The 24,554-nt window shown below is 64.2% G+C and carries 26 protein-coding genes; 12 read left to right on the top strand and 14 right to left on the bottom strand.

Annotation, left to right across the window (positions count from 1 at the left end):
- Positions 1-120: 120 nt before the first annotated feature.
- Positions 121-333, top strand: coding sequence for a DUF2892 domain-containing protein (locus tag E2L06_RS02710; protein WP_138782480.1), 213 nt, complete (start codon positions 121-123; stop codon positions 331-333).
- 21 nt (positions 334-354) lie between these two features.
- Here the strand turns inward: E2L06_RS02710 and E2L06_RS02705 are convergent, their stop codons facing one another.
- The 3 genes from E2L06_RS02705 to purB form a co-directional block, all read right to left on the bottom strand.
- Entirely contained in the window at positions 355-771 is a 417-nt protein-coding gene (locus tag E2L06_RS02705) for an EamA family transporter (RefSeq protein WP_138778369.1), read from the bottom strand.
- Positions 771-1,193 (bottom strand): EamA family transporter, encoded by a 423-nt coding sequence (locus E2L06_RS02700; RefSeq protein ID WP_138778367.1) that lies wholly within the window; start codon positions 1,191-1,193, stop codon positions 771-773. The genes E2L06_RS02705 and E2L06_RS02700 overlap by 1 nt, the downstream gene beginning before the upstream one ends.
- A 117-nt stretch (positions 1,194-1,310) precedes the next feature.
- Positions 1,311-2,696, bottom strand: coding sequence for an adenylosuccinate lyase (gene purB, locus E2L06_RS02695; RefSeq protein ID WP_138778365.1), 1,386 nt, complete (start codon positions 2,694-2,696; stop codon positions 1,311-1,313).
- Between the two features lie 177 nt (positions 2,697-2,873).
- Between purB and purH the strand changes: the two genes are divergently transcribed.
- From purH to E2L06_RS02680, 3 genes are all read left to right on the top strand, one after another.
- On the top strand, positions 2,874-4,511 hold the full coding sequence (gene purH, locus E2L06_RS02690; protein ID WP_138778363.1) for a bifunctional phosphoribosylaminoimidazolecarboxamide formyltransferase/IMP cyclohydrolase: 1,638 nt from the start codon (positions 2,874-2,876) through the stop codon (positions 4,509-4,511).
- A gap of 361 nt (positions 4,512-4,872) precedes the next feature.
- A complete protein-coding gene (locus tag E2L06_RS02685) occupies positions 4,873-5,067 on the top strand; it encodes a hypothetical protein (RefSeq protein WP_138778361.1) in 195 nt (64 codons plus the stop codon).
- 12 nt (positions 5,068-5,079) lie between these two features.
- Positions 5,080-5,634 (top strand): metal-dependent hydrolase, encoded by a 555-nt coding sequence (locus E2L06_RS02680; protein ID WP_138778358.1) that lies wholly within the window; start codon positions 5,080-5,082, stop codon positions 5,632-5,634.
- 240 nt (positions 5,635-5,874) lie between these two features.
- Here E2L06_RS02680 and E2L06_RS02675 read toward each other — a convergent pair whose 3' ends face one another.
- The 6 genes from E2L06_RS02675 to E2L06_RS02650 all read right to left on the bottom strand — a co-directional run bounded on the left by E2L06_RS02675 (position 5,875) and on the right by E2L06_RS02650 (position 13,363).
- Positions 5,875-6,600, bottom strand: a complete 726-nt coding sequence (locus E2L06_RS02675; protein ID WP_138778356.1) for a diphthine--ammonia ligase — start codon at positions 6,598-6,600, stop codon at positions 5,875-5,877.
- Positions 6,601-6,649: 49 nt separating this feature from the next.
- The gene (locus E2L06_RS02670; protein WP_138778355.1) at positions 6,650-7,918 is read right to left on the bottom strand and encodes a DUF373 family protein; all 1,269 of its coding nucleotides are present in this window, start codon (positions 7,916-7,918) and stop codon (positions 6,650-6,652) included.
- A 103-nt stretch (positions 7,919-8,021) separates the two neighbouring features.
- Complete coding sequence (gene sppA / locus E2L06_RS02665) at positions 8,022-9,017, bottom strand: signal peptide peptidase SppA (protein ID WP_138778353.1); 996 nt, start codon at positions 9,015-9,017, stop codon at positions 8,022-8,024.
- A 100-nt stretch (positions 9,018-9,117) separates the two neighbouring features.
- A complete protein-coding gene (locus E2L06_RS02660; RefSeq protein ID WP_138778351.1) occupies positions 9,118-10,464 on the bottom strand; it encodes a carboxylate--amine ligase in 1,347 nt (448 codons plus the stop codon).
- Positions 10,465-10,993: 529 nt separating this feature from the next.
- Positions 10,994-11,875 (bottom strand): coiled-coil protein, encoded by an 882-nt coding sequence (locus E2L06_RS02655; RefSeq protein ID WP_138778349.1) that lies wholly within the window; start codon positions 11,873-11,875, stop codon positions 10,994-10,996.
- Between the two features lie 405 nt (positions 11,876-12,280).
- Positions 12,281-13,363, bottom strand: coding sequence for a tubulin/FtsZ family protein (locus E2L06_RS02650; protein WP_138778347.1), 1,083 nt, complete (start codon positions 13,361-13,363; stop codon positions 12,281-12,283).
- A 154-nt stretch (positions 13,364-13,517) separates the two neighbouring features.
- On the opposite strand from E2L06_RS02650, the gene E2L06_RS02645 reads away from it, so the two are divergent.
- From E2L06_RS02645 to E2L06_RS02630, 4 genes are all read left to right on the top strand, one after another.
- Positions 13,518-13,943 (top strand): DUF5791 family protein, encoded by a 426-nt coding sequence (locus tag E2L06_RS02645; RefSeq protein WP_138778345.1) that lies wholly within the window; start codon positions 13,518-13,520, stop codon positions 13,941-13,943.
- Between the two features lie 94 nt (positions 13,944-14,037).
- The gene (locus tag E2L06_RS02640) at positions 14,038-15,282 is read left to right on the top strand and encodes a sulfite oxidase (RefSeq protein WP_138778343.1); all 1,245 of its coding nucleotides are present in this window, start codon (positions 14,038-14,040) and stop codon (positions 15,280-15,282) included.
- 56 nt (positions 15,283-15,338) lie between these two features.
- Entirely contained in the window at positions 15,339-16,244 is a 906-nt protein-coding gene (locus tag E2L06_RS02635) for an SDR family oxidoreductase (RefSeq protein WP_138778341.1), read from the top strand.
- Positions 16,245-16,302: 58 nt separating this feature from the next.
- Complete coding sequence (locus tag E2L06_RS02630; RefSeq protein WP_138778339.1) at positions 16,303-17,493, top strand: DHHA1 domain-containing protein; 1,191 nt, start codon at positions 16,303-16,305, stop codon at positions 17,491-17,493.
- Positions 17,494-17,520: 27 nt separating this feature from the next.
- Here E2L06_RS02630 and E2L06_RS21680 read toward each other — a convergent pair whose 3' ends face one another.
- Positions 17,521-17,691, bottom strand: a complete 171-nt coding sequence (locus E2L06_RS21680) for an HVO_0758 family zinc finger protein (protein ID WP_171052294.1) — start codon at positions 17,689-17,691, stop codon at positions 17,521-17,523.
- A gap of 162 nt (positions 17,692-17,853) precedes the next feature.
- Here E2L06_RS21680 and E2L06_RS02625 point away from each other — a divergent pair, with 162 nt between their 5' ends.
- Genes E2L06_RS02625 through E2L06_RS02615 form a run of 3 tightly spaced genes read left to right on the top strand, consistent with a single transcriptional unit; the run spans position 17,854 to position 20,112 of the window.
- A complete protein-coding gene (locus E2L06_RS02625) occupies positions 17,854-19,017 on the top strand; it encodes a glycosyl transferase family 2 (protein ID WP_138778337.1) in 1,164 nt (387 codons plus the stop codon).
- A gap of 7 nt (positions 19,018-19,024) precedes the next feature.
- Positions 19,025-19,525, top strand: coding sequence for a hypothetical protein (locus E2L06_RS02620; RefSeq protein WP_138778335.1), 501 nt, complete (start codon positions 19,025-19,027; stop codon positions 19,523-19,525).
- Entirely contained in the window at positions 19,522-20,112 is a 591-nt protein-coding gene (locus E2L06_RS02615) for a CoA pyrophosphatase (protein WP_138778333.1), read from the top strand. Before E2L06_RS02620 ends, E2L06_RS02615 begins: the two co-directional genes overlap by 4 nt.
- A gap of 8 nt (positions 20,113-20,120) precedes the next feature.
- Here the strand turns inward: E2L06_RS02615 and E2L06_RS02610 are convergent, their stop codons facing one another.
- On the bottom strand, positions 20,121-20,492 hold the full coding sequence (locus E2L06_RS02610) for a dihydroneopterin aldolase family protein (RefSeq protein ID WP_138778331.1): 372 nt from the start codon (positions 20,490-20,492) through the stop codon (positions 20,121-20,123).
- A 166-nt stretch (positions 20,493-20,658) separates the two neighbouring features.
- Here E2L06_RS02610 and azf point away from each other — a divergent pair, with 166 nt between their 5' ends.
- Positions 20,659-21,432 carry an NAD-dependent glucose-6-phosphate dehydrogenase Azf gene (gene azf, locus E2L06_RS02605; RefSeq protein ID WP_138778329.1) on the top strand — a complete coding sequence of 258 codons (774 nt, stop codon included), beginning with the start codon at positions 20,659-20,661 and terminating at the stop codon, positions 21,430-21,432.
- Positions 21,433-21,468: 36 nt separating this feature from the next.
- On the opposite strand, the gene E2L06_RS02600 is transcribed toward azf, so the two are convergent.
- The 3 genes from E2L06_RS02600 to E2L06_RS02590 form a co-directional block, all read right to left on the bottom strand.
- Complete coding sequence (locus E2L06_RS02600; protein ID WP_138778327.1) at positions 21,469-22,083, bottom strand: DUF309 domain-containing protein; 615 nt, start codon at positions 22,081-22,083, stop codon at positions 21,469-21,471.
- Between the two features lie 406 nt (positions 22,084-22,489).
- Positions 22,490-23,587, bottom strand: coding sequence for an aminopeptidase (locus E2L06_RS02595; RefSeq protein ID WP_138778325.1), 1,098 nt, complete (start codon positions 23,585-23,587; stop codon positions 22,490-22,492).
- A 182-nt stretch (positions 23,588-23,769) separates the two neighbouring features.
- A complete protein-coding gene (locus E2L06_RS02590) occupies positions 23,770-24,492 on the bottom strand; it encodes a queuosine precursor transporter (RefSeq protein ID WP_138778323.1) in 723 nt (240 codons plus the stop codon).
- Positions 24,493-24,554 lie beyond the last annotated feature (62 nt).

Here is a 24,554-nt window from a genome sequence, read left to right as displayed (position 1 = left end):
GCATTAGGAGGAAGCCCTTTCAGTAGTCAGTTGTGACTGGTTTCTCACCGAGACGTACCGCTCACGTGGTACACCGAACGATTTTGTCAACGGGAATCCAATTTAGTGTGGGTGAACGCCATGCAAAAGAACGTCGGCGGGATCGATCGTACCGGACGGATCGTCATTGGCGTAATCGCTGTGCTTGCTGGCATCGCCGCGCTGATGGGGTACTGGGCCGTCGGCATCGTGACCGCGGTCATCGCACTCGTCGTCGGCGCGATCTTGCTAGTGACCGGAACGACCCAGAAGTGCCCGATTAACGACGCCGCTGGCATCGATACGACGGAGTGATTGGGCTGACCGCGACGAGGATCACAGGGACATCAGCGCGATTGCCAGCACGCTCAGCGCAATGGCGGCTATTTTGCGAGCAGTAACGGTCTCGTCGAAAGCGACAATACCGACCAGCGAACTGACGACAATGAACAGCCCGTATATCGGCACGACGATGCTCACTGGTCCAAGCGCGAGCGCCCGGTAGTAGGTCAACAGGCCGATCGTCAGTAGGACGCCCATCGCGAGGATGTAGGGAGTGCGCGGATGCCAGAGGTACGGCCGGACCGACAGCCCACGATAGCGGATCACGAGTCCGACCGTGAGAAACATTACCGAGTTTGAGAGGAAGACCGCCAGCGTGCTTGGTAACTCGAGCATCGCGATCGAGAGCAACGGCGCGACCAGGCTGTAGGACAGGAAGGCAAACAGCGACAGCCAGACGTATCGTCGCATCACGCCTCACCCCCCGCGGCGAGATAGATCGCAGCCGCCGCGACGACGATGCCGGCCGCGCGGGTCGCGGTCAGTTCTTCGCCGAGAAAAGCGATCCCGATGATCGAACTCCCGACGATGAACAGTCCGTAGATCGGCACGACGACGCTGACCGGGCCGCGCTCGAGCGCCTGATAGTACGCGAGGATGCCCGCGGAGAGAAACAGGCCGGCAACGTAGACGATCTGCGCCGACGGACTGGTGACGTCCGAAGGGGTGCCGGTCCCCGTGACGACGAGGACGACCGCTGTCAGGCAGAGAAAGATCGTCGTCGAGAGAAAGAGCGCGACTGCGGGCGGGACATCTGACGTGACAACGCTCGTCAGCGGTGCCATCAACCCGTAGGCGACGAGCGCGACGATCACCCAGAGAAGATAGTCCATACACTCCCTCGAATAAGGGTGCTCAATACTGTCACGGTCCCGGAACCGGATTCCGGAACCGAGGCTGGGTCAGGGGCCGCGATCAGTGATCGGAAACGTAGGAAAACACGCTCGCGATTACTCGAGGTCGTCGACGAGTTCGCTGGCGACACCGGTGTAGCCCGACGGCGTCAGTGCGTGGAGTTCCTCGCGGACGTCCTCGTCGACATCGAGGTCGTCGAACATCTCGCGGAAGTCTTCGATGGTGACGTCCTTCCCGCGGGTGACGGCCTTGACGCGCTCGTAGGCGTCGGCCTGTCCCTCGCGTCGAAGGATGGTCTGGACAGCCTCGCCGATGATCTCGGGGGTCGACTCGAGCTCGTCGCGCATCACGTGTTCGTTCGGGACGACCTTCGAGAGGCCGGCGGCGGTCTTGCCGTAGCCGATCAGACAGTGGGCGAAGGCACCGCCGATGTTGCGCTTGACGGTCGAATCGGAGAGGTCACGCTGAAGCCGAGAGGTGGTGACGTAGTCCGCGAGGAAGGTGAGATCGGAGTTGGCCTTCGAGAGGTTGCCCTCGCTGTTCTCGAAGTCGATCGGATTGACCTTGTGGGGCATCGTCGACGAGCCCGTCTCGCCCTCGACGGCCTCCTGTCCGAGGTAGCGATCGGAGACGTAGAGCCACATGTCCAGATCGAGGTCGAGCAGGACGTCGTTGGCCCCGCGGAACGCGTCGAAGACGGCCGCGAGGTCGTCACAGGGGTTGACTTGCGTCGTAAGTCCCTCAAACTCGAGGCCCAGATCCGTGACGAAGTCCCGCGCGAACGCCGGCCAGTCGACATCGGGGTAAGCGGCGACGTGGGCCGCGTAGGTGCCCGATGCGCCGCCGAGTTTGCCGCTGAGTTCGTCGGTCGCCTGCCGGATCCGGCCCGTCGCGCGGCCCAGCCGCGAGGCGTAGACGGCCATTTCCTTGCCGAAGGTCGTCGGCGTCGCGGGCTGGCCGTGGGTGCGCGCCAGCATCGGCAGGTCACGGTACTCACGAGCCATCTCGGCGAGGGTCTCGCGCACGTCGTACAGTTCGGGAAGCAACACCTCGTCGACGGCGTCACGAACGAGCAGTCGGTGGGCGAGGTTGTTCACGTCCTCGCTGGTCAGCCCGAAGTGAATCCAGGCCGAGGCGTCGCTGTCCTCTGGCAGCCGGTGTCGGACGAAGTACTCGACGGCCTTGACGTCGTGGTTGGTCGCCTCGAAGCCGGCGTGGCCCTCCGTCTCGAGTTTCTTGATCAGGCGAGCGTCTTCCTCGGCGAAGTGGTTGTAGAGCCCGCGGAGGTGCTCGCGGTCCTCGAGATCGAGTTCGAGCGGCGTTGCCTCGAGATCAGCCAGCGCGATCAGGTACTCGACTTCGACGCGAACGCGGGCGCGCATCAACGCAGCCTCGCTCGCGTACGGCGACAACGGTGCGGTCCGGCCGCCGTATCGGCCGTCCAGCGGCGAAACGGCATACAGGGCGTCGGTCTCGGTCATAGTGGCCGTTCGTCCAGCCCGTTGCAAAAGCGTATCGAAACCTGCGGCTGCTCGATCCCACGTGCGTGTATACCTCTCCCGATCGGGAACGGTATACAGCCAAAATAATACACGAATGTGGATACACAGGCGCTCGAGACCGCAACCACTTTGCCGCTCGCGGGCGCGGGTTCGACCATGACGCGAATCGCCGGGATGGCCGGCAACCGAGGGCGCAACCTGTTGAACATCGCCGACCGAAAGCCGGGCGGAGCCGAGTTCGCCGTAATTCTGACGAACACCGAGGACGCACCGGTACTCGAGGCCGCCGCAGAGCGCGGCATTCCAACCGAAGTCGTCCCACTCGCCGAGGACATGAGCCGCCGCGAGCACGAGGAAGCCGTACTTGAGGCGCTGAGCGAGTACGAGTTCGATCTCGTCTGTCTGGACGGCTACATGCGAATCCTGTCGGACACGTTCCTCGACGAGGCACCGACGACGCTGAACGTCCACCCCGCCTTGCTGCCGTCGTTCCCCGGCATGGACGCCTGGGGCGACGCGCTCGAGGCCGGCGTGTCGGTGACCGGCTGTACGGTCCACGTCGTCACCGACGCGACCGACGAGGACGGCGCGGTCGTCGAGGACGAAGTCGACATGGGACCGATCGTCACTCAGGAGCCGATCCCGGTCTACGAGGGCGACGACGAAGACGACCTGAAAGAGCGCGTCCTCTACGAGGGCGAGTTCCGCGCGTACCCGCGGGCCGTGAAGTGGGTCGCCGAGGGAGCCGTCGACATCGATCTGGACGCCGGTGAGGTCACGGTCGACGCCGACGTGGCCGGCGTCGAGGACGCCGAGCACGACGGTTTGCCGAGCCGTCGCGTCGTCTCCGACGACCGCGCGGACACGCTCCGCTACGGCGAGAATCCCCACCAGGACGCCGCCGTCTACGCCGACTACACCTGCGACGAGGCGAGCGTCGTCCACGCTGACCAGTTGAACGAGGGCGCGAAGGGCCTGTCCTACAACAACTACAACGACGCAGACGGCGCGCTCAATCTCATCAAGGAGTTCGACGAGCCCGCAGCGGCGGTGATCAAGCACACCAACCCCGCGGGCTGTGCGACCGCCGACTCGCTGGCCGAAGCCTACGAGAAGGCCCTCTCGACGGACCCGATGAGCGCCTTCGGTGGTATCGTCGCGCTCAACCGAGAGTGTGACGCCGCAACGGCCGAACAGATCATCGACTCGTTCAAAGAAGTCGTCGTCGCACCTAGCTACACCGACGACGCACTCGAGACGCTCTGTGAGAAGGAGAACCTCCGTGTCCTCGATGTCGGCGAACTCGGCGAGCAGACCGAGCGCTTCACCGAAAAGGACCTCGTCGGCGGCCGACTGGTCCAGGAACGCGATCTGCAGTCGATTTCGGTCGACGATCTCGAGGTCGTCACTGAGCGCGAACCGACGGAGGACGAACTCGAGTCGATGGTCTTCGCGTGGCAGACCCTCAAGCACGTGAAATCGAACGGTATCCTCTTCGCGGACGGTACCGAGACGGTCGGCGTCGGCATGGGACAGGTCTCCCGCGTCGACGCGGTTCGGCTCGCCGCGATGAAAGCCGACGAGCACGCCGAAGGCAAAGACGCCGAGGGCGCGGTCATGGCCTCGGACGCGTTCTTCCCGTTCCCGGACGGGATCGAGGAGGCCGCGAAGGCGGGCATCGAGGCGGTCGTCCAGCCCGGCGGGTCGGTCAACGACGAGGACGTGATCGAGGCCGCGGACGAACACGGCATGGCGATGGCGTTCACTGGTCAGCGGTCGTTCAAGCACGATTAGGACCGCGAGCGATGCGCGGTTCGGAGCGAACATCGTGAGCGAGAACCGCGGAATGCGAACGGACACAACGTCCGTGAGCGAAGCGAGCGCCTTTTTGGTCGAGATTTTTCAAGGAGTGGTGAGTGAGTAGAGCGAACGAACCCGACGAGAAAAAGGTCGATGCCGCGATGGCGTTCACTGGTCAGCGGTCGCTCAAACACGATTAGTGCCGTAAACGGGCAGACACGCCCGTGAGCGAACGGAACAAGCGGGCGGTTTTTTGCTCGAGGGGGTACAGCAGTGCGAGAGCGAGGTCCTGTGAGCCTGCTGTTGCAGCGGTGTCGTACTTAGCCGTGAAGTGCCAATCCCGGCGAACAGAACGATGACGAACGTCAACTCGCGGACGGCGAACAAGCTGAGTATCGTTTCGACACTGATCGACAGCGCGCTGGCGTTTCGGCGTGGACGGCCAAAGAGCGGCCTCCTGTTACTAGGTGCAGCCGCGCTCTCGTCTCGTATCCCCGGCCTCGGGACAGCAGTGTCAGTGTTCCTCCGGCTCGTCCGGCGGCTCCGATAATCGCCCACTCACATGGTCGATGTCACTGGCCACTTCGGAATGGCGCTGCTGTTTGCCGCGCCAGCATGGCTCATCTGGGGCCAACGGGGTGCACTGGGATTTACTGGCTTCGCGCTAGCGACTGCGATGCTCCCGGACACCGATCTCGTCCTTCGGCACGTCCTCCCGATCACCCACCACGGCATCACTCACACCCTGCTGTTCGTGTCACTGGTCGGCGTCCTCGTCGGCGCAGGTGCCGCGAAGTGGCTCACCGACTGGTTCAACGCGAACCGCCTGATTCGAAGCACCGCCATCTCGGACGAGACCGTCTTGGTCTTCGCGACCGCTGGGTTGGTCCTCGGTGGAACCAGTCACATCTTCGCGGACCTCCTCTCTGCTCCCGACATCGCCGCTCCGCTCGAGCCGTTCTGGCCGCTGTACGCGAAACCGGTGATCATCGACGTGATCTATTACAATTCGCCGGTCTGGAATTTCGGGCTGCTCGCCGTTGCGATCGCGCTCCACGTGCTGCTCGCCTGGCACGAACGTGTCCCGTTCGAGAACCGCTACCGAATCGGTACCTAACGGGGCTCGACTCCGCTCCGCGACTCCAACTGTGCGTCTGTGATCCGCAATCGTCTGCGGGTCCCATCCCACTCGGTCTCGTACTCGAGGTCGATCCGTCGATCCATGTGCGGCCCATCCACAACTAACGTCTCAGAACCATCGTTTTCCGCCTCGGGTCACCTGCGGTGACCACTCGTCACAAAAATCTGTATCAAAAAGACCGCTCGTTCACGCTGTTCACTCGCGGTCGCCAGTCTCTTAGACCAGCTTAGCGTCCGTGATCCGCAATCGTCCGCGGGTTCCGTCCCACTCAGTCTCGTACTCGAGGTCGATCCGCCGATCCATGTGCGGCCCATCCACAACCAACGTCTCGAATTCGCCACCTTCGCCCAGAATGTGAACGCCGTACTCCTCGTTGAGAGTCTCGAGTTCAGCGAGTGCCTCCCGATCGAGCGTTCGGCCCAGCCACGACTCGTCAAGGCCGTGGGCTGCGACCTGAATGATCGTGATTTCGAAGCCCGCCTCGAGCATCGCGTCGGCTAACTCGTGGGGGTCTTCCTGCCACAGCGGGGCGAACAGCTCACAGCCAAGTCGGTCGCACATCCCTTGAATGCGGTTCGTCTGGTACTCGCTCTCGACGGCCCCGGCCGTAACACCGGCGATGCCACCGGATAGCTCGCGGTCGAGTTCCTCGAGGGCGGCCTCGAGTGGCTCGAGTTCGTCGTCGCCCTGTGCACTCGAGTCGGTCGCTGCGTCGGCCCCGAAATCGTCGGGTTCGACGTCGACGAGTTCGATGCCGATGCTCTCGGCTGCCAGCGCGGCCAGCTCCGTCGCAGGGACGTGATACATATACGAGTCGCCTGCGGGGTGGACGGTGACGAGCCGTTCGACCGGCAAGCCCCGCTCTACGGCCCGGTACAGCGCCCACGCGGAGTCCTTGCCACCCGAAAAGAGACTCACCCACGTACCGTCTGCGTCGCTCATGGTCAGTGGTGGTCGAGGACGGGTAAAGGGATACCGAGTCCAGCCTGGATTACCGATCTCGCTCCCGATCGCGGGACGAGTCGGGATCGGCAGTCGTCTCCGCACCGCCATCAGTGCGTTCGGGATCCACCTGTCCCGCGAACGGCTCGGCAGCAGGACTGGACGTCGTATCGGCCCCGCCATCGGCATCGGCCCGGTCGTCGGTCGCGTCGCTCAACGACGATGCCACCCGCGCGCCGGCGAGGCTAACGACGATCGCCGAGACGACGAACAGTGCGAGTCGCTCGCCGGCGATCATCACGAACCGCTCGTTGGAGAAGATACCGAATTCGTACGCCGAGACGACGAACGGCTCGATCTCACCCTGTTGCTCGAGGAAGTACGCGGAGAAGCCACGGATAACTAGCCCGACGGCGACGACGATAAACGGCAGGTTGAGGAAGGACCGTCGGACCGGATCATCGCCGATCACTTCGTCGAGCAGCCGACCGGCGCTTGCGGTCAGTGCGGCCATCGCAAGCCAAGGGATGCTATCGAAGGCGAATCGCGTCGCCGGAAGCACCACACCGGGCGTATCACCGAGATCCGAGACGCCGAGCACGCCGACAAACAGGCCGACGAAGGTCAATCCGGCCGCGACGACGTAGGTGACGACGGACACCTGCCCGGAGTACAGCGATTCCCGTGTCTGGTGGGCAAAGCGGGTCAGGAGTTCGTCGATGTTGAACCCCTTGTAGAGCAAGAAGAGGCCGATAACGGTCGTAATCGCGGCCGCTCCCTTCGCGGGGCCAACGGTAGTCGCAAGCAACGGAAAGACGAGCATGGTCAACCCGATCGGGACGAGGACGGTCTGGCGGAGTTCCTCGTCGGCGAGGAACTGTTTGAGCAGGTAGTACGTCGATTCGATGTCCCGGGCCTGCCGGACGACGACCCGATCGACTGAGTCGACCCGGATGCGGCTCTCGACGATCGGGATCAGCCGTTCGTCCTCGGCGCTATCGGTCACCACGACCGCCGACTCTGGATCGTAGTCGGCGATGAGGTCGTCGAGTTGTGCGGCGACCGCCCGATCCGCCGACACCATCGACTCGTGATCCCCCGAGACGACTGCGACGACGACCTCCTCGTTTTCGTCGCGCAAGTTCTGGGCGACCCGCAAGGACTCGAGAAGCGTGTTGACACCCGAATCCTCCGGATCCGCAAGGCCGACGTCGGTCACGAGCGCGCGGACTGCCTCCCAGCCGACGACGGGCGAGCGAAGCCCCGTTTTGCGGCCCACATCGTCGGTCCGGTCGAGGCAGACGACCAGCGTTGTCACGGTAGGCGATGCATTCCGTGCAACGATAAAACCACTTACTCGTTCGAGCCGGACTGTTGTGAGGGCGTCCCATGGCAGCCGCCTCGAGCGCGCCTCGGCGCGGTTAGCTGCGCAGCCGGAACCCACGGCCGTCGCCGAGGCCGGCGATCCCAGCGCCGAAGGCGTACGCGACGCGCTGGGCACCCGTGCCGACGCGAGCCATCAGCGGTCGCTGGGGCTCGAACTCCTCGACGGTCACCTCGTCAGTGTCGAGTCGATCGGCCAATTCCGTCTCGATCTCCCGGCGGGTGCCGAGCTGATCGACGAGATCCATGTCGGAGGCCTCTTCGCCGAGGTAGATCCGGGCCTCGGTGTCGCGGACGAAATCCGGCTCTAAGTCGCGGCCGTCGCTGACTCGCTCGACAAACGTGTCGTAGTAGTCGTCGATCAGTCCCTGCAGGTACTCGCGTTCGTTGTCGTCCATTTCCTTGAGCGCCGTGCCGGCGTCTTTGTACTCGCCGGCGGCAAACCGTTCGTAGGAGAGGCCGACCTTCTCGGCGAGATCGCTTGCATTGACTCGCGAGCCGATGACGCCGATCGAGCCGACGATCGAGCCCTCGCGAGCCCAGAGTTCGTCACAGCCGCTGGCGATCCAGTAGCCGCCGCTGGCACAGACGTCGGTCGCATAAGCGATCGTCGGCCCGTCGAAGCGCTGGGCTGCGAGTCGGATGTCGTCGCTCGGGACGACCTCGCCACCGGGCGTGTTCAGCTTCAACAACAGCGCCTGGACGTTGTCGTCGTCGTCCGCGCGGTCAATCTGCTCGACGATGTCGTCAGCCGGCGTCGCCCCTGGCGTCGTCGGCAGCGGGCCGCCACCGCCGTCCCGGCTGATCGGTCCTTCGACAGCGACCTCAGCGACGTCATAGGCCGGAAACAGCGAGGTGGCAGCGTTGCCCGCAAGCCGAACGCCGACGAGCGCGGCCACGAGCGCGAGTATCACGCCCAGCAGGTCCGTCAGCGTCTCCGGGAGAACTATAAACAGGGCGACGCCGAGACTCGCGAACGCGAGGCCGCCACCGACGACGACCACGAGTCGATCGATACGCCCACTACTGACCACGGAGGTCACCTCGAGTCATATACCGATAGCTGGGTGCGGTTCCCGTTAAGGGTTGGCGGTTAGCAGAGCGCAGGTACCCTAATCCGATCAGTGGGATCGGCTACGAGTCCGACGGCTGGCCGCCGTCGGTCTGGGCCGATCGCGTCGACTCCTCGTCCGTGCCTGGCTTCGTCTCCGTCGGCTCGACGCCGTCATCGGTTAACTCGGACTCGAGACTGGTCTCGGTTTGATCCGGCACGCCGCTGCCGGACCGCTCGCCGAGCCACGCTCGCACGAGGTTGACGCCGTCCTGGAAGAACGGCACCGGATCGTCGAGGACCGCGTAATCGAATCGCGGGTGAGAGGCCAGCGACGTCGCGACCTCGCGGACAGCCCCACCGAGCGACGGCCGCTCGACGAGGGGGTACTCCTCGGTCGCGACGCTGTGGAGATAGCTGAGTTCCCCCCGCAGGAGATGGCCGCCCACCCCGACATCGTAGGTCGGCTCCGACGTGATCGGCTCGCCGGTCGCCAGCTGCCAGTAGTAGGAGGGGAAATCCGCGCCGACGCGGACCGAAAACGGCAGCGACGACCAGAACCGCGGATTGATCTCCATCAGCTTGAACTCGCCGTCGTCGGGATCGCGCAGGAACTCCACCATCGCGAGCCCGTGCCACTCGAGTTCGTCGAGCAACGCGCGCCCGGCGGCCTCGAGTTCGGGAATGTGGACCGACTCGCGGTAGGCACTGGGGCCGCCACAGTACTTCCAGCCGCGGCGCTGGCAGTGCTGGAAGGTCGCGACCGGGTCGCCGTGCTCGTAGAGTGCGAAAAAGCCGAACTCCCGCGAGTCTGGGATCCGTTCCTGGACGAGCGGAACGTGGCCACGGCGCTCGAGTTCGGCCTCTTGGTCCGGCTGTGTGCCCGGTCGCTGGTACTCCGTCGAGCCGATCTCCGCGTCGCCGAACCGTGCCCCGAGATAGGTCGGAGATGCGACAGTGTACCGTGGCTTGACTATCGTCTCCTGGTTCCAGTCGTCCCACTGATCGAGCAATGCGGTCTCCGGAGCGTCGACCCCGGCCGAATCCGCGGCTGCGAAGAGTTCGACACGGTCCTGGACGCGTCGAAGCGTCTCGAAATCCGGCCACGGCGTCGCGATTACATCCGCAAATGCCTCCTTACGCTCGGCAAGCACGTAGATGTCCTCCTCGCGGACTGGGATGATCGTCTCGACGTCCGGCCGTTCGGCCAGCGAGAGCAAAGCGTCGCCATATGCAGCGAGATCCGCTTCCGGGTCCGGCAATCCAACGAACTCATCGCGATAGACCGATGTAGCCGCCGGCGTCGACCGCGACTCCGAGCCGACGATCGTGCGGACGCCGCGCGGTCGGAGCGAGCGGAGACACGCGACGGTACTTGGCGCGTCGATCCCCGGCACGACCACGCCCGTGTCGTCCCTGTGTCGTTCCATAGCGATGGCTGTGGGTCCCGTTCCATTGTTATAGATCAAATACTGCACCTCGCCGCGGTCGCCACTGAACGAGGCCTGACCGGCCGGTAGTATGCATCGAATACCGTGCTTCGAGTGTCGACTCCCTACCGACATGACACGTCCGCGACCGTTGCCCCAACTCGAGCACGAAACCGCCGCGATTCGGGCTGTCGGTCGTCGCTTATCCCGCCGTAAGCCCACGCTACACCCCGCGTATCGTCCGTGTCGTGACTACTACAACTCGTCGGCGGAGAGATCGTCGTCGATCTCGAGGACGGCTATTGCGTGATACGGTCTGCTGTCAGTCAGTGCCGGTGCAACCGCAGGACGGTCGCGGTTGCACCGGTACACAGTGACAGCAGACCGTATGAGAACGTGAAACTGGAGATCGGCACGGAAGCCGGACGTGCATCCAGCAGCGGCTATCGACACGACGGCGCAGAAAACAGCGACGTGCCCGCATGCAAACACCGAAAATCGGGAAGAGATCGCGGTAGACGGGATCGACCTAGAGCAGCCCAGTCTTCTGGAGCTTCATCAGGTCCTCGGTGTCGAGAGTCTCGCCTTCCTTGAACTTCTGATAGATTTCCTCGGCCTCTTCTTTGGCCTCCTCTTTCTTCTTGTCGCGCTCGGACTTGCGCTCTTCTTCCTCTTTCTTGTCCAGTTCGCGCAGGCGCTTCTGGACGCGGACGAAGTCCTCGTGGTGGCGGTCGGCAGCCTCCTGGGCCTCGACGAACTTCTCGTGCATCTCGTCGGCCTCGTCACGGATGTCGTCGGCCTCGCGATAGGCCTCGATCATCTGGTTGTGATGTTCCTGGGCCTTGTCCGCAAGCTCCGTCACCTTCTGGTGGTGCTGGGAGGCTTCTGATCGGACTTCCTCGGCTTCCTCGACGAGTTCCTCGAGATCCTCGTTCTGGTCGAGTTTCTGCTTGCGCTCTTCGTACTCCTCGCGCTTGTTCTCGATCTTCTCGATCAGCTCTTTCTCGTCTTCACTCGAGAGGACCTCGGTCTGCTGTTTGAACTCGAGTTGCTCGATCTCTTCTTCGAGCTCCTCGAGATCCTTACCCTCGTCGAGTTCCATGTCCGACTTGAGCTGCTCGACCTTGTCGAACAGCTCGTTGGCTTCGGCGTTGAGCTCGTTGCGGCTTTCCTTGTGTTCCTGGACCTGCTCATTGAGCTCGTCGCGTTTCTCGCGGTGCTCTTGAGCTTTGTCGACCTTTTCGCGGGTTTTCGCGTTCAGGTCGTCGCGCTTGGATGCGCGCTCGGACGCCATCTGATTCAAGTCGTTTCGCCGGTCTCGCAGTTGACCGGCCATTTTGATGAGCTGTCCTTTCGATTTGTTTTCTAGGTCGTCCTCTGTCAGTTCGATGTTTTTCGATTCGTCTACCATGTTAGTTAAACCTCTGTGCCATACCCGCACCGGGTGCCCAGTCGAACGATCGAGCGAGCTGTCCGCCGACGGTTCGGCGAGGGGCTCGCTGTGTCTGTTCCACTGTTCGGAGCGACTGCTCACGATCTGCGAAACCTCGGTGAATAAGATTTCCTGTCATCGATCGTCGAGCGATACGCGCCCCGGTGGCGTTCTGGTGACAGACAGTACTGTCGCCTATAATTTAAATGTACCGGTCGCATACCCCCTGAAAACCGTTAGCAGGGGCGTCGTTCCCCCATGTTGGGCCATACCACAGTTCGTGAACAGCTTATAAATAAAACCGGTTACGAGGACGTCGATCGGCTCCGCTCGGCTCGTGGTCGAGAGCGCCGTCCCGGTCATACTACTAGACAGCAGTCAGTATCAGAAGAGATCCTCGAGCCGGTCGTCGGCGAACGCGTCCGCGTGGTCGGTCGATTCCGCTTCCTGAGCCTGCTTTGCCTCGCGGGCACGATCCATGAACGCCTCAATCCGGTCGGACCGTTCCGTCCCGCCGAGCAAGACCAACGCGCCGAGGCGATCACTCTCTAGCGGAAAGTCCCCGCCACGGACCTGCATGCTGCCGGTTTCGTCCTCGAGCCAGCGCCGCGCCCGCTCGACGCCCTTGCGCGGAATCGTGTCGGGCTGGCCCGCGATAACGAGCAGCGCCGCCTCCGCGGTCGTCGCGTCGGGCAAGCTCGTTCCCGTCAACAGCGCCTGCCGGGAGACGCTCATCGCCGTTCTGATGTTCTCGGCGCTGTCCTCGCTTGCGACTTCGCTCGCGTAACCGAGTGCCGCGACGCCGCCCGCGCGCAGCGTGTTGATGACTTCGCTCGAGTCAACGACACTTTCACCAACCCCTTCGACGGCCTCGCCGGAGGCGAACAACAGCCCGACCCGCCGGGCGATCCGGTCGTTGATCGTCTCGAAGGCCTCTTCGACACTCTCGCCCTGTTCGTGCCAAGCGTCGTTGTCGATCAGCAACGTCGCGTCGGCTTCCCGAAGCAGCGTTTTCAGCGACCGACCGGCGTTGGCCTGGTAGAGCGCGCCCTCGTTGCGTCCCGGCAGGATGCCGAGTGCGTAGACGGGGACGTCGTAGACCCGCTTGAGGTGGTGGACGAGTACGGGCGCACCACCGCTGCCGGTGCCACCGCCGAGACCGGCGACCACGAAGATCGCCTCGGCGCTCGAGGTGACTCGGCCGTCGAGTGAGCCCAGTACCTGCTGGATGTCCGACTGCATGACTTCGGTGCCGAGTTCGTTGTCGCCACCGACGCCGTGGCCGTTGACGCGGTCGGCACCGATCAGTTGCGTGTCGACGTACTCGAGCGACTGGAGGTCCGGTTCGGCGGAGTTGACGGCCAGCGCACCCTGAACGGCTCCAAAACCCATGTCCGCGTCGAACCGGACGAGCCGCTCGGTGACCTTTCCGCCAGCCTGACCGATTCCGAGCAGAGCGACTTTCATATTATATCCGTATTCGAGTAACATGTTTAACGTTCCGGTGATTTGATATTCCGTCGCCAGCCCCGAAGCGGAAATCGTACACCCGGTTAGCGGATCGGCGCAGCCTTTGGCCGAGGTCACAATACCTTTCTGCCGTATCCCCGTCCGTTCGGATATGTTCTACGAACAACGGATGACCGTTTCCAACTCGCCCGCCGCGTTGCGGGCCGAGTACGAGGACGACCTCGCAACGATCGTCGACCAGCGCGGCCCCGCGGCTGTCGCGGCCGACACCGATCTCGACGAAGACACGCTCGAGGCGCTCGTCGCCGGCGACTCACCTGATCTCACACTCGAGGAGGCCGCCGAGATCCAGGCGCTCGCCGAGGACGAACCGGACCCGGAGACGATCGTGACGATGGCGCTCGAGCATCTCCTGTTGGGGATGTCGACGGCGGTGCTCGACATCGAAGCCCTCGAGAGCTATATCCACCTCGACCTCGAGGCAAAGGAGATCCAACAGAAGATCGAAGGGCGAGCACCGATGTCGTTCGCGGAGTTCGTCCACGTCCAGTACGTGATCGCGGACGGTGCGCCGTAGGCGCGGCTGGGTTTCCAGCAGAGCACGCCAACAACTATCTCGACGAGTGTTACCACGCCCCGGCATTTATCGCACTCGGTGACGTGTGGCCCGTATGTCGAACTCGGAGCGCAGCGAGAATCGGCAACGGGAAACCGACGCGATTCTCGAGCGCAAACCCGGCACCGAAGCCGTCACGGATCTCGAGGACCGGTATCGGGTCGTCGGTGCTGCCGACCGGGAAACGTACGCGAACTGGCTCACGCCGATCGAAGACCACTACGTCTGTCACCGCAACGAGACGCTCGATCCCGAGGCCGCCGACTGGGAGGTCGACCTCGCCGGCGCGGTTGCTCGGGAGGGCACGCTGGGGATGGACGATCTCCGCAACGAGTATCCGACCGTCGCGGTCGCACACACGATGGAGTGTGCGGGCAACGGCCGTGGCTACTTCGACCCCGAAACGGGCAGCGTCCAGTGGGAGTACGGGGCCGTCAGCACCGCGATCTGGACCGGTGTGCCGCTGACGTCGGTTCTGGCCGACCACGGCGCGACGACCGACGACGGGATGTGGCTCACCGCGGTCGGCGGCGACCACCCCGAAGTCGAGGGCGAGAACGATCGGTTCGCCCGCTCGATCCCGATGGCCAAGGTTCTCGAGGACTGCATCCTCGCCTACGAGGTAAACGGCGAGCCGTTGCCGCCCGAACACGGCTATCCGGTTCGGTTGCTCGTCCCCGGCTGGTACGGTGTCAACAGCGTCAAGTGGCTCACCGAGTTGCACGTCACGGAGACGATGGTCCACGGCCCGGAGTGGGCTGACCGCGACGGCGAGGACTTTACCCAGTGGCAGCAGTCGTCCTACCGCATCCATCCCGAGGGCGTCGAACCCGACTCGAACGCGACGGTCTCGACGGTCGACACCTGGGCCCAGCTCGAGGCCAACGAGATCGACCATCCCTACACCTTCGACGAGAACGTCAAGTCCCTGATCGGCTACCCAGACGACGGCGCGACCGTCACCCCGGGCGCGGACGGCACAGTCGAGATCGTCGGCGTCGCCTGGGCCGGCGACGATGCGGTAACGGAGATCGAGGTTTCGACCGATGGCGGCGACAGCTGGCAGGACGCGGACTGTTTCGGGCCGGACTACGACTGTGCGTGGCGGCTGTTTCGGTACCGCTGGGAGCCCGAACCCAGCACGTACACGCTCGCCTCGCGCGCGACTGACGAACGCGGCCGCCGCCAGCCCGCACGGATCGCTGACTCGGATGAAGACGGCGACGACTACCCGTGGAACGAAGGCGGCTACGCCGAGAACGCGTGGCGCCCGCACACGCTCGAGGTTACCATCGAATAATCGTTGTTTCCGGCCGCGAGCGGTGAACCTATGCCGACCCGGCGACGAGGACGTGTATGCGCGTTGCGATTCTCGGCTGTGGGCACGTCGGCCTCGAACTGGGCCGACAGCTCGCGGCGCGAGACCACGAACCGATCGGCGTCCGCCGGTCGGACGAGGGCGTAGCACGGATCGAAGACGCTGGCTTCGACGCCGTCCAGGCCGACGTCACCGACCGCGAGTCGCTCGCGGCCGTCCCGGACATCGATGCGATCGTCTTCGCCGCGAGCAGCGGCGGCCGGGGGGCAGACGCTGCCCGCGAGGTGTACGTCGAGGGGTTGCGGACGGCGATCGAAGCATTCGGCGAGCGCGAACAGGTACCCGACCGGCTCGTCTACACCTCCTCGACGGGCGTCCACGGCGACCACGACGGCGACTGGGTCGACGAGACGACGCCACTCGAGCCCGCGACCGACAAAACCGAGGTACTCGCCGAGGCCGAACGGCTCGCCCTCGAGCTACCCACCGAGTACGGGTTCGAGGGAACCGTCGCCCGCTTTGCCGGACTCTACGGTCCCGGCCGATATCGGCTGGAACGCTATCTCGAGGGGCCGGTGACGGCAGGATATCTGAACATGGTCCACCGGGACGACGCTGCCGGCGCGGTCCGCTACCTGCTCTGTGAGGGCCGTGCCCGCGGCGAGGTCGTCCAGGTCGTCGACGACGAGCCCGCCGAGAAGTGGGCGTTCGCGGACTGGCTGGCCGACGAATGTGGCGTCGCGCAGCCGCCAAAGCGGACGAAAGCCGAGCGGCTGGCCGACGACGACCTCTCCGAGGCGGGCCGACGACGCATTCTGACGAGCAAGCGCTGTTCGAACGAGAAACTGCGTGCGCTCGGCTACGAGTTTACCTATCCCACCTTCCGCGAGGGGTATCGTGATGCGATCGAACGCTATCGGACCGACACCCCCAGCGGTCGGTAGCCACCGAATGCAGGGAAATCGGGGGAACACTCTTGATGGTTCGATTTGACATGGCGATATGAGCGTTGGGACCGACCCGACAGCCACCACGTTCGTCGGGGAGACGCTGCTGGTATCCCAGTCGGTCGGCGACTCGGTCCGCTCGCTCGAGCCGCTCGTGCTGTCGCTGCTCGTTCTCATCGCAGTCGCGCTCGTCCTCGCTCTCTGGTGGGTCGTTCGCTGGTTTCGACGACCCCCTGGCGTTCGCTTCCAGCGCATGCTGGCCGACTACGACGAAGTAACCGTCCTGATGCATCCCAACCCCGATCCCGATGCCATGTCGTGTGCGATGGGCGTCGACCGGATCGCCGAATCGGTCGACACGGACACGACCTTACAGTACGCAGGCGAGATCCGCCATCAAGAAAATCGCGCGTTCCGGACCGTTCTCGGGCTCGATCTCGAGTCCATCGAGGCCAGTTCCCAGCTCGCGTCGGACGCGGTGGTTCTAGTCGATCACAACACGCCGCGGGGCTTTAGCGGCGCCCAGTCCATCGAACCGGTCGCGGTCGTCGATCACCACCCCGGGAACGGGACCGGCACGAAGTTCACCGACGTTCGGACAGCATACGGGGCGGCGTCGACGATCCTCGTCGAATATCTCATTGACATTGGGGCGACGATGGATGCGGCGGACGACTCGAGCGATCTCGAGGTGTCATCGGAGCTTGCAACGGGGCTGCTCTATGGGATTCAATCCGATACCAATCACCTGACGAACGGCTGCTCGCGGGCGGAGTTCGACGCCGCTGCGGCCCTGTTCCCGGCGATCGACGAGGACCTCCTCGATCGGATCGCCAACCCGCAGGTCAGCGACGACGTGTTACAGGTCAAGGCGACGGCGATCACCGAAAAGCGGGTCGAAGGTCCCTTCGCGGTCTGCGACGTCGGCGAGATCAGCAACGTCGACGCGATCCCACAGGCCGCGGACGAACTCATGCACCTCGAGGGTGTCACGGCTGTCGTCGTTTACGGCGAACACGACGGGACGCTACACCTCTCCGGCCGGTCGCGTGACGATCGGGTCCACATGGGCGAGACGTTGCGCCACGCGATCAGTGACATTCCCATGGCCAGTGCAGGCGGGCACGCGCGGATGGGCGGCGGCCAGCTCTCGATCGATCACATGCACGGGATCGGGCCTTCCGACGGGATCAGCCACGAGGAGTTCGAAGAACGACTCTTTTCGGCACTGGCTGGCGAACGCTAGGTCCTCAAAGACGGGTGCGGCCGATCGCTAGCGGATCTCTTTCCACTCGGCCTCACAGTCAGGGCAGATACGGACCGTCTTGATCTCGTCCGGGTCGTTCTCGGTCTTTAATGGCTTCTCGCACTCACCACAGACGAGTCGATCGTAGGTGTCTTTGTCGAGGTCGCCGTCACGAAGTGCCTTCCGGACTGATTTCATATTCGGTCTGTAAGCAGGTGGGGTAGAAAAAGACCAGTGCTTTTTCCGAGCGCGAGTCGGCCGACGGAGGCCGGGTCGAGTCGTGTGTTCACCGGCCTGCCTTCGACAGGCTATTTGGCCGGAGCCGTGGCCGTTTTATCGATCCGCGCGAACAACCCATCGATGGAGTACCGTCAGGAGCGAATCGCGACGCTCCACGAGTTCGGTGAGGATGACGGCATGGGCAGTAACCTCGCCCGTGATGCGGCTGGCGCGGTCGCCGAGACGGCCGTCGTCGTCCCGATGACCGCCCGCGAGTACGAGAGCCCTGCCGCCGAACGCGTCCTCGAGGAACTCGAGGGACTCGAGCCCGGCCCGGCGGCGGTCTTCGTTCCCGTCCGCGCCGAGCAAGCACAGATCGGGCCGTTTCGAGAGTGGCTTGGGGCCTTCGAGTTGCCAACCGAGGTCCTCTGGTGTAACGCCCCCGACGTCGATACGTTACTCGCTGAGGGGGGCTTGGCTGGCGACTGGGGGAAAGGGCGGGACGTCTGGCTCGCACTCGGGCCGGCCGCCGCGGCTGCCGACGCTGTCGTCGTCCACGACGCCGACGCCCGCAGCTACGAGGGCGAGCACGTCCGCCGGCTGCTCGCGCCGCTGACGATGGACTTCGACTTTGCAAAAGGCTACTACGCCCGCGTCGAAGACGGCCAGCTCTACGGTCGGCTGTTTCGCCTGTTTTATGAACCGCTGCTCCGGGCGCTCGCGGACGCCCACGATTCCCCGATCATCGACTACCTCGGGGCGTTCCGGTACGCACTGGCTGGCGAGTTCGCCGCGACTGCCGATCTTGCTCGCCGACTCCACACGCCGCGTACATGGGGGCTCGAGGTCGGCACGCTCGGCGACGCTTACGACCTCGCCGGCTTCGACGGGACTGCACAGGTCGACCTCGGCCGTCACGAACACGACCACCGCGTGGTCGACGGCGAGGCCGGCCTCGAGCGAATGAGTCGCGAGGTCGCCGCCACGCTCCTGTGTGTGCTCGAAGCTAACGGCGTCGTTCCCGACTATGAGACACTGCCCGAGCGCTATCGGGCCGTCGGAACGGCACTGGTCGAGCAGTATCGTGCCGATGCGGCATTCAATGGCCTCGAGTACGATCCCGCAAGCGAACGGGAGCAGGTGACACGCTACGCCGAGTCGATCGCACCGCCAAGTCCCGACACGCGCCTGCCACGGTGGACCGACGCGCCGTTCGAGCCAGCGGAGGTGCTCGCGGCGGCCCAACCGTGGCGAGACCAACACGTGGATGTCGCTCACAAGACTAATCCCGACACCCGCCGTTAGGCCGCGTATGGACGCGACCGCCGACGAACTGGCCGGCGTGGTCGATCTTTTCGGCGGGTTGACCCGCACGGAACTCGAGCGGGCGCTCGCCGAGGCCGCATTCCGCGCCGACGGGCAGGCCGTCGACGAGAACGCCCTCGAGACGGCGATCGACGAGGCCCTCGAGTCGTTCGCGCTCGTTCGATACGAACCCGCCAGCGAGGACGGTGGGGAGACGACCGCGGACTGCGAGGCGCTGCTGGTTCCTGGTCCGACGGCGTTTCCCGTCGTTCCGGAGCACGCAGAAGACGTGCCACACATTCTCGACGTCGACCAACGACACCCCGATCGCGAACACCTCGGCGAGGCGGCCCGCCAGCGGTTCGGTGACGCTGTCGCCGAGGCTGTCACGGAGGGCGACGGCGACCGACTCCGAACCCACCTCGATGTCAGCTACGATATCGAATCGTGGGCCCCGGTCGATCTCACGGACGAACGGCGGCGACTGGAGGACGCACTCGAGGAATGACGACCCGACTCAGCCTCGAGCCGGTCGCGGCATACGAGGCCACCGAGATCGACGACCAGGAGTACGACGCAGCCGTCCTCGCGCCGATCGTCGACCGCGACGGCGAGGACCACCTGCTGTTTACCCGACGGGCCGACCACCTCGGCGAGCACCCCGGCCAGATGAGTTTTCCCGGTGGCGGAGCCGAACCGGAAGACGAAACGATCCTCGAGACCGCACTCCGGGAAGCGAACGAGGAAATCGGCCTCGACCCCAGCGAGGCCGAACTCGTCGGCCAACTCGACGACATCCGGACGGTCACCGAATACGCCGTCACGCCCTTTGTCGCCCACGTCCCGGACCGCGAGTACGTCCGCGACGACAACGAGGTCGCCGAGATCGTCGTCCTCCCGCTGTCGGGGCTGCTCGATCCCGCCAACTACGAGTACGAACGTCGATCTCACCCCTACTACGGCGACATCGTCATCCACTATTTTCACGTCGACGGCTACACCGTCTGGGGTGCGACCGGTCGGATCCTGGTCCAACTGCTCGAGTTGGCGACGGGATTCGAAGCGCCCGAGACCGTCGATCGCTCGAGCATCTGAAGCGAGTGTCAGTCGGACTGTGCGTCGCGGATCGACTCGAGGCGCATCAGTGGATAGCCGTCTTCCATTTCCATGCGGGTAACGACCTCACAGCCCTCGTAGTCGACGACGATTTCGACCTCGAGAAAGCGGCCGGTGAGTTCGGTGTAATCGGCCGTCGCGTCGGCGAGTTCAGCCTCGAGTTCGTCGACCAACACGTCGACGGTCACCGCGGTGCAGTGGGGCTGGTTTTCGATCGATTCTTCCATTGCCGACTCGAGACTCGCGGCGCTATCCGGCGAGACCGGCGTGCCGGCGAACTGGTGGTACAGCGAGCCGAACTTGATGCCGGCCTCGAAGCAGGCGGCTTCGGCGTCCGTGGGTGTCGTGTCTGTGGACATGTACGGGCCCTCGCGTGCGGTCGGGAAGGGGGTTGCGATGCGAGTGGTGCTGTCCGATCGATGCCGTGGTGTCCAGTCCAGGCCCCGAAAGGGGCGTATGACACTCTCGACCGCGCTGGGGTCGAACCGCATGGTACTTATCGACGCTGCCCCTCACACCGAACGAATGGCACAGTCAGTCCTGCTCACGGGGGCTGCGGGGCGGGTCGGAACGGCCATCCTCGGCGGCCTCGCAGACGACTACGAGTGGCGGTTGCTCGATCGCGATCCGCCGACCGGCGACCAGCCGGGCGAGTTCGTCGTCGCAGATATCACCGACGACGAGGCCGTCCGCGAGGCGATGGAGGGCATCGACGTCGTGATCCACCTCGCAGGCGACCCGCGGCCGGAAGCGCCGTGGAACAGCGTCCTGACCAACAACATCGACGGCACCCAGACGGTCTTCGAGGCCGCCGTCGACGCCGGCGTCGAAACGGTCGCCTTCGCCTCGTCGAACCACGCCGTCGGCAACTACGAGACCGACGAGCGCACGCCCGAGATGTACCGTGCCCACGACGAGTATCTCCTCGACGGCACCGAACTCCCGCGGCCGAGCAACCTCTATGGCGTCTCGAAAGCCGCCGGCGAAACCCTCGGACGCTACTACCACGACGAACACGACCTCTCAGTCGTCTGCGTTCGCATCGGTAATCTCACCGAGGGCCACCCACCGATCGATTACGAACGTGGACAGGCGATGTGGCTCTCCTACCGAGACTGTGCACACCTGTTCGACCGCTGTATTCAGGCCGACTACGACTACGAGATCGTCTACGGCATTTCGGATAACGACCGCAAATACTACTCGATCGATCGCGCTCGCGAGGTTCTCGACTACGACCCACAGGACAACTCCGCTTACTACGATGGCGAGGAACGGGTCCTCGAACCCGACGCCTGAACGGAGCCGACGCTCGCACCTGCCTCCGTCGTTCGATTAGAATAACCCTTCAACGTCTTTCTCGCGCGCCTGTCGTCGGCCGACGTGTTCTTTGAGCCGCTGGAAAACGATCCCCCGATGCTCGTCTTCGCGAACGAAATCGAACAGCAATGTAATGAACTGGCTGGCGTCGTCACCTGCCTCGAGATCCCGCCGCGCGTACGCTCGTGCCTGCGCGATCGGCTCCGACTCGTACCCGAACTCCTCGGCGAGGACGACCGCCGCGATCGCCGTCGGCCCGATGTCGAGGTCCGATAGCGTCGGCGTCGTCCCCTCGTGTTCGAGCACGACCGGCGGTCGTCGTTCGATCCGTTCCGGATCGGCCGCAAGCCCCTCGAGGAACGATCGAACGGGATCGAGGTATAGTCCGCGATACCCGGCCGGCAACCCCGCGAGGTACTCCCGAGCACTCTCAGCGAGGCCGACGGCACCTGCCCAGTTTCGCTCGCGGGCGTGGTACACCGCGCCGCTGTACTGTATGAGACCGTGCAGCAGGCGTTCGTCATCGCTGCCCGCCTCGAGGTCGAGCCAGTGATCCTCCCAGGCGTCGTGGGCGGCGTCGTAGTAGCCGTCGTTGAAGATCGCGACGCCGGCCCGGAGGTGATCGCGCATAGTCTCAGTTGAGCCTCGAGCCTCGAGAACGTGACGAAACCGCCGACCACTGTCGAGACGGGCATCCGCCCACACCGGGAGCGAGACGCCGATCACTGAGGTGTCGTCGGCAGGCGTCCGCCCGGCAGGGCAAAAGCCACAACCACAGATCGATGACAGAGTCAGCCGATTATTCTCCGCCACCGGCAGGGCGGGACTCAGTGTGAGGGGCTGTCTCGATATTGGTATGATGGTATTTCCGTTCGACAGCGAACAGCCGCTCTCTCGTAAGCAGCTAATACTGTCGGATACCAGCCCGTGAGGGGTCGGTCGGGTCTTGCGTGCAGTCGGTATCTCCGTATCGTCCGACAGTAATACGGCCACTCGTACATCGAGAGCACGCCACTCACCACGCGAAACTGACCACTCAGCCGTCGAACCCTGGCTCGAATCGGAACGTCCCGTTGCGCTGGACGACCGTGCCGTCGATCTCGATCCGGGACTCTTCGCTGACGTCGGTGATCAGGTCGACGTGGACCGCCGAGTCGTTGCCGGACTCGCCATCGGGGAGACAGGCATCGTAGGCCCGGCCGAGCGCGAGGTGAACGGTGTCGCCCATCTTCTCGTCGAAGAGGATGTTGTCCGTATACCGATCGATCCCGCGGTTCATCCCGATCCCGAGCTCGCCGAGTCTGCACGCACCCTCGTCCGTCTCGAGGATGTCGCCGATCACTGCTTCGCCCTGGTCGGCATCGTAGTCGACGACCTCGCCGTCCGCGAACTCGAGGCGGACAGTTTGGACGGACTCGCCCCGCAGCGTCATCGGCACGTCGAAGGTTACTGTCCCCTCGGTCCCAGCGGGTGCGGTAAAGACCTCGCCGCTTGGCAGGTTATGCGAGTCGTACGCAACCGAAGCGGCGCTGTTGACCGCCGTGCGGCCGTCGATTTGCATGGTCAGATCGGTTCCGTCCGAGACGAGGCGCACCTCGCTGCCGTCATCAAGGAGGTCCTTGAGTTGGGCCATCTCCTCGGCGAGTGACTCCCAATCCCGAAGGATCGCATCGTAGGCGAAGTCTCGGTACTCCTCGTAGGCCATGTTCGCCTGCTGAGCCAGCGACCGCGTCGGATGGACCGTCGACACCCAGCGAGTATCCAGTCGCGTCTCGCGAATCTCACGTCGGGCATTGTTGTACGCCCGACGCTGCTCGCCGGGAACGTCGGCCGTCGCGCTCGTGTTCCGTCCACCGCCAAGCGAGAGGTAGACATCGGCGTTCTCGAGTAATGCGCGTTCGTGAGTCGGATTCGCGTCGAAGTCGCCGTCGTGAGCGCGGAGATACGCTCGCGTAATCTCGCCCGAACTGTAGGTCGCAAGCAAGTTCGCCCCGCGTTCCCCCAGCGCTTTGGCGACGGCGACTGCCAACTCGTGGGCGTCCGGACCGACCGACAGGACGACGTTGTCGCCCGCTTCGACGCGAGCGCTCCAGTCGACCAGTACCGCGGCGTGTTCGCGTACGCGTTCGTCCATGGGTATGACTCTCGAGGGAGCTACTAAACGCTCCCCGTTCGGTTTGCGCTTTCGCTCACGATCACCAGCGACTCATACTACTGGACAGCAGTCAATACGACGCCGGTCGCGAATTTGCGGCCGTCACCTGCGGGGACGGCCACATACATGCGACCGGCGTCACGTCGTTCTGTCCGGCAGTATCAGACGGAACGCGTGTCGGTGGCGCCGACTCCCTCGCGCGAGCGCACGACCGAGACGATCGCGTAGACGATCGGCGTATCGAGGAGGGCGATCACGAATTTCAGGAGGTACTGACCCACCATCAGCGAGAGCACGACATCGGTCGGAAGTACGGCACCAACGCCCAGGATCGCCGGTGCGATAGCGAACGCGACCGAGACGAAAATGACGGTATCGATCGCCTGGCTGCTCGCCGTCGAGACGATGTTGCGAAGCCAGAGTTTTTCAGAGCCCGTGTACTCCCGAATTCGGTGGAAGACTATCACGTCCCAGTTCTGGCTCACGATATACGCGAGCAGACTGCCGAGGACGATGTTCGTCGACGCACCGAGGACCGTCGCGAACTGTCCAGCAGTACTCGGGTCGGCCGCTGGCGCAGCGATCGTCGACCAGACGAGTCCGAGAACGACGAAATTCAGCACGAATCCCACGTTGACGACGATCTGGCCTGCACGCCGACCGTACAATTCGGTATAGCAGTCGCTTGCAAGGAATGTGAGTGCGTACGCAAGTGCTGCCCCGGGTAACGCGAGTTGAGCACCCGTTACTGGGAGCGACAGAGGGAGTTCGAACGCCAGTACCTTCGACGCGGTTACCTGCGCGGTCACGAGCGCCGTGACGAAGAGCCCGATCAAGCCCACTTGCGCGACTGTCGGCGCTCTCTGCGTCCGTGTATGGGTCATACTGATAGTATCCAGTGGACTGCCCTAAGCGGTGCTGTTCTAAACGAAACGCAACGCGAGTT

Source organism: Haloterrigena sp. H1 (assembly GCF_005938085.1).
Taxonomy (GTDB): domain Archaea; phylum Halobacteriota; class Halobacteria; order Halobacteriales; family Natrialbaceae; genus Natrinema.
Note: the sequence above shows the minus strand (reverse complement) of the source record. Positions and strands in the feature narration are given on the sequence as shown.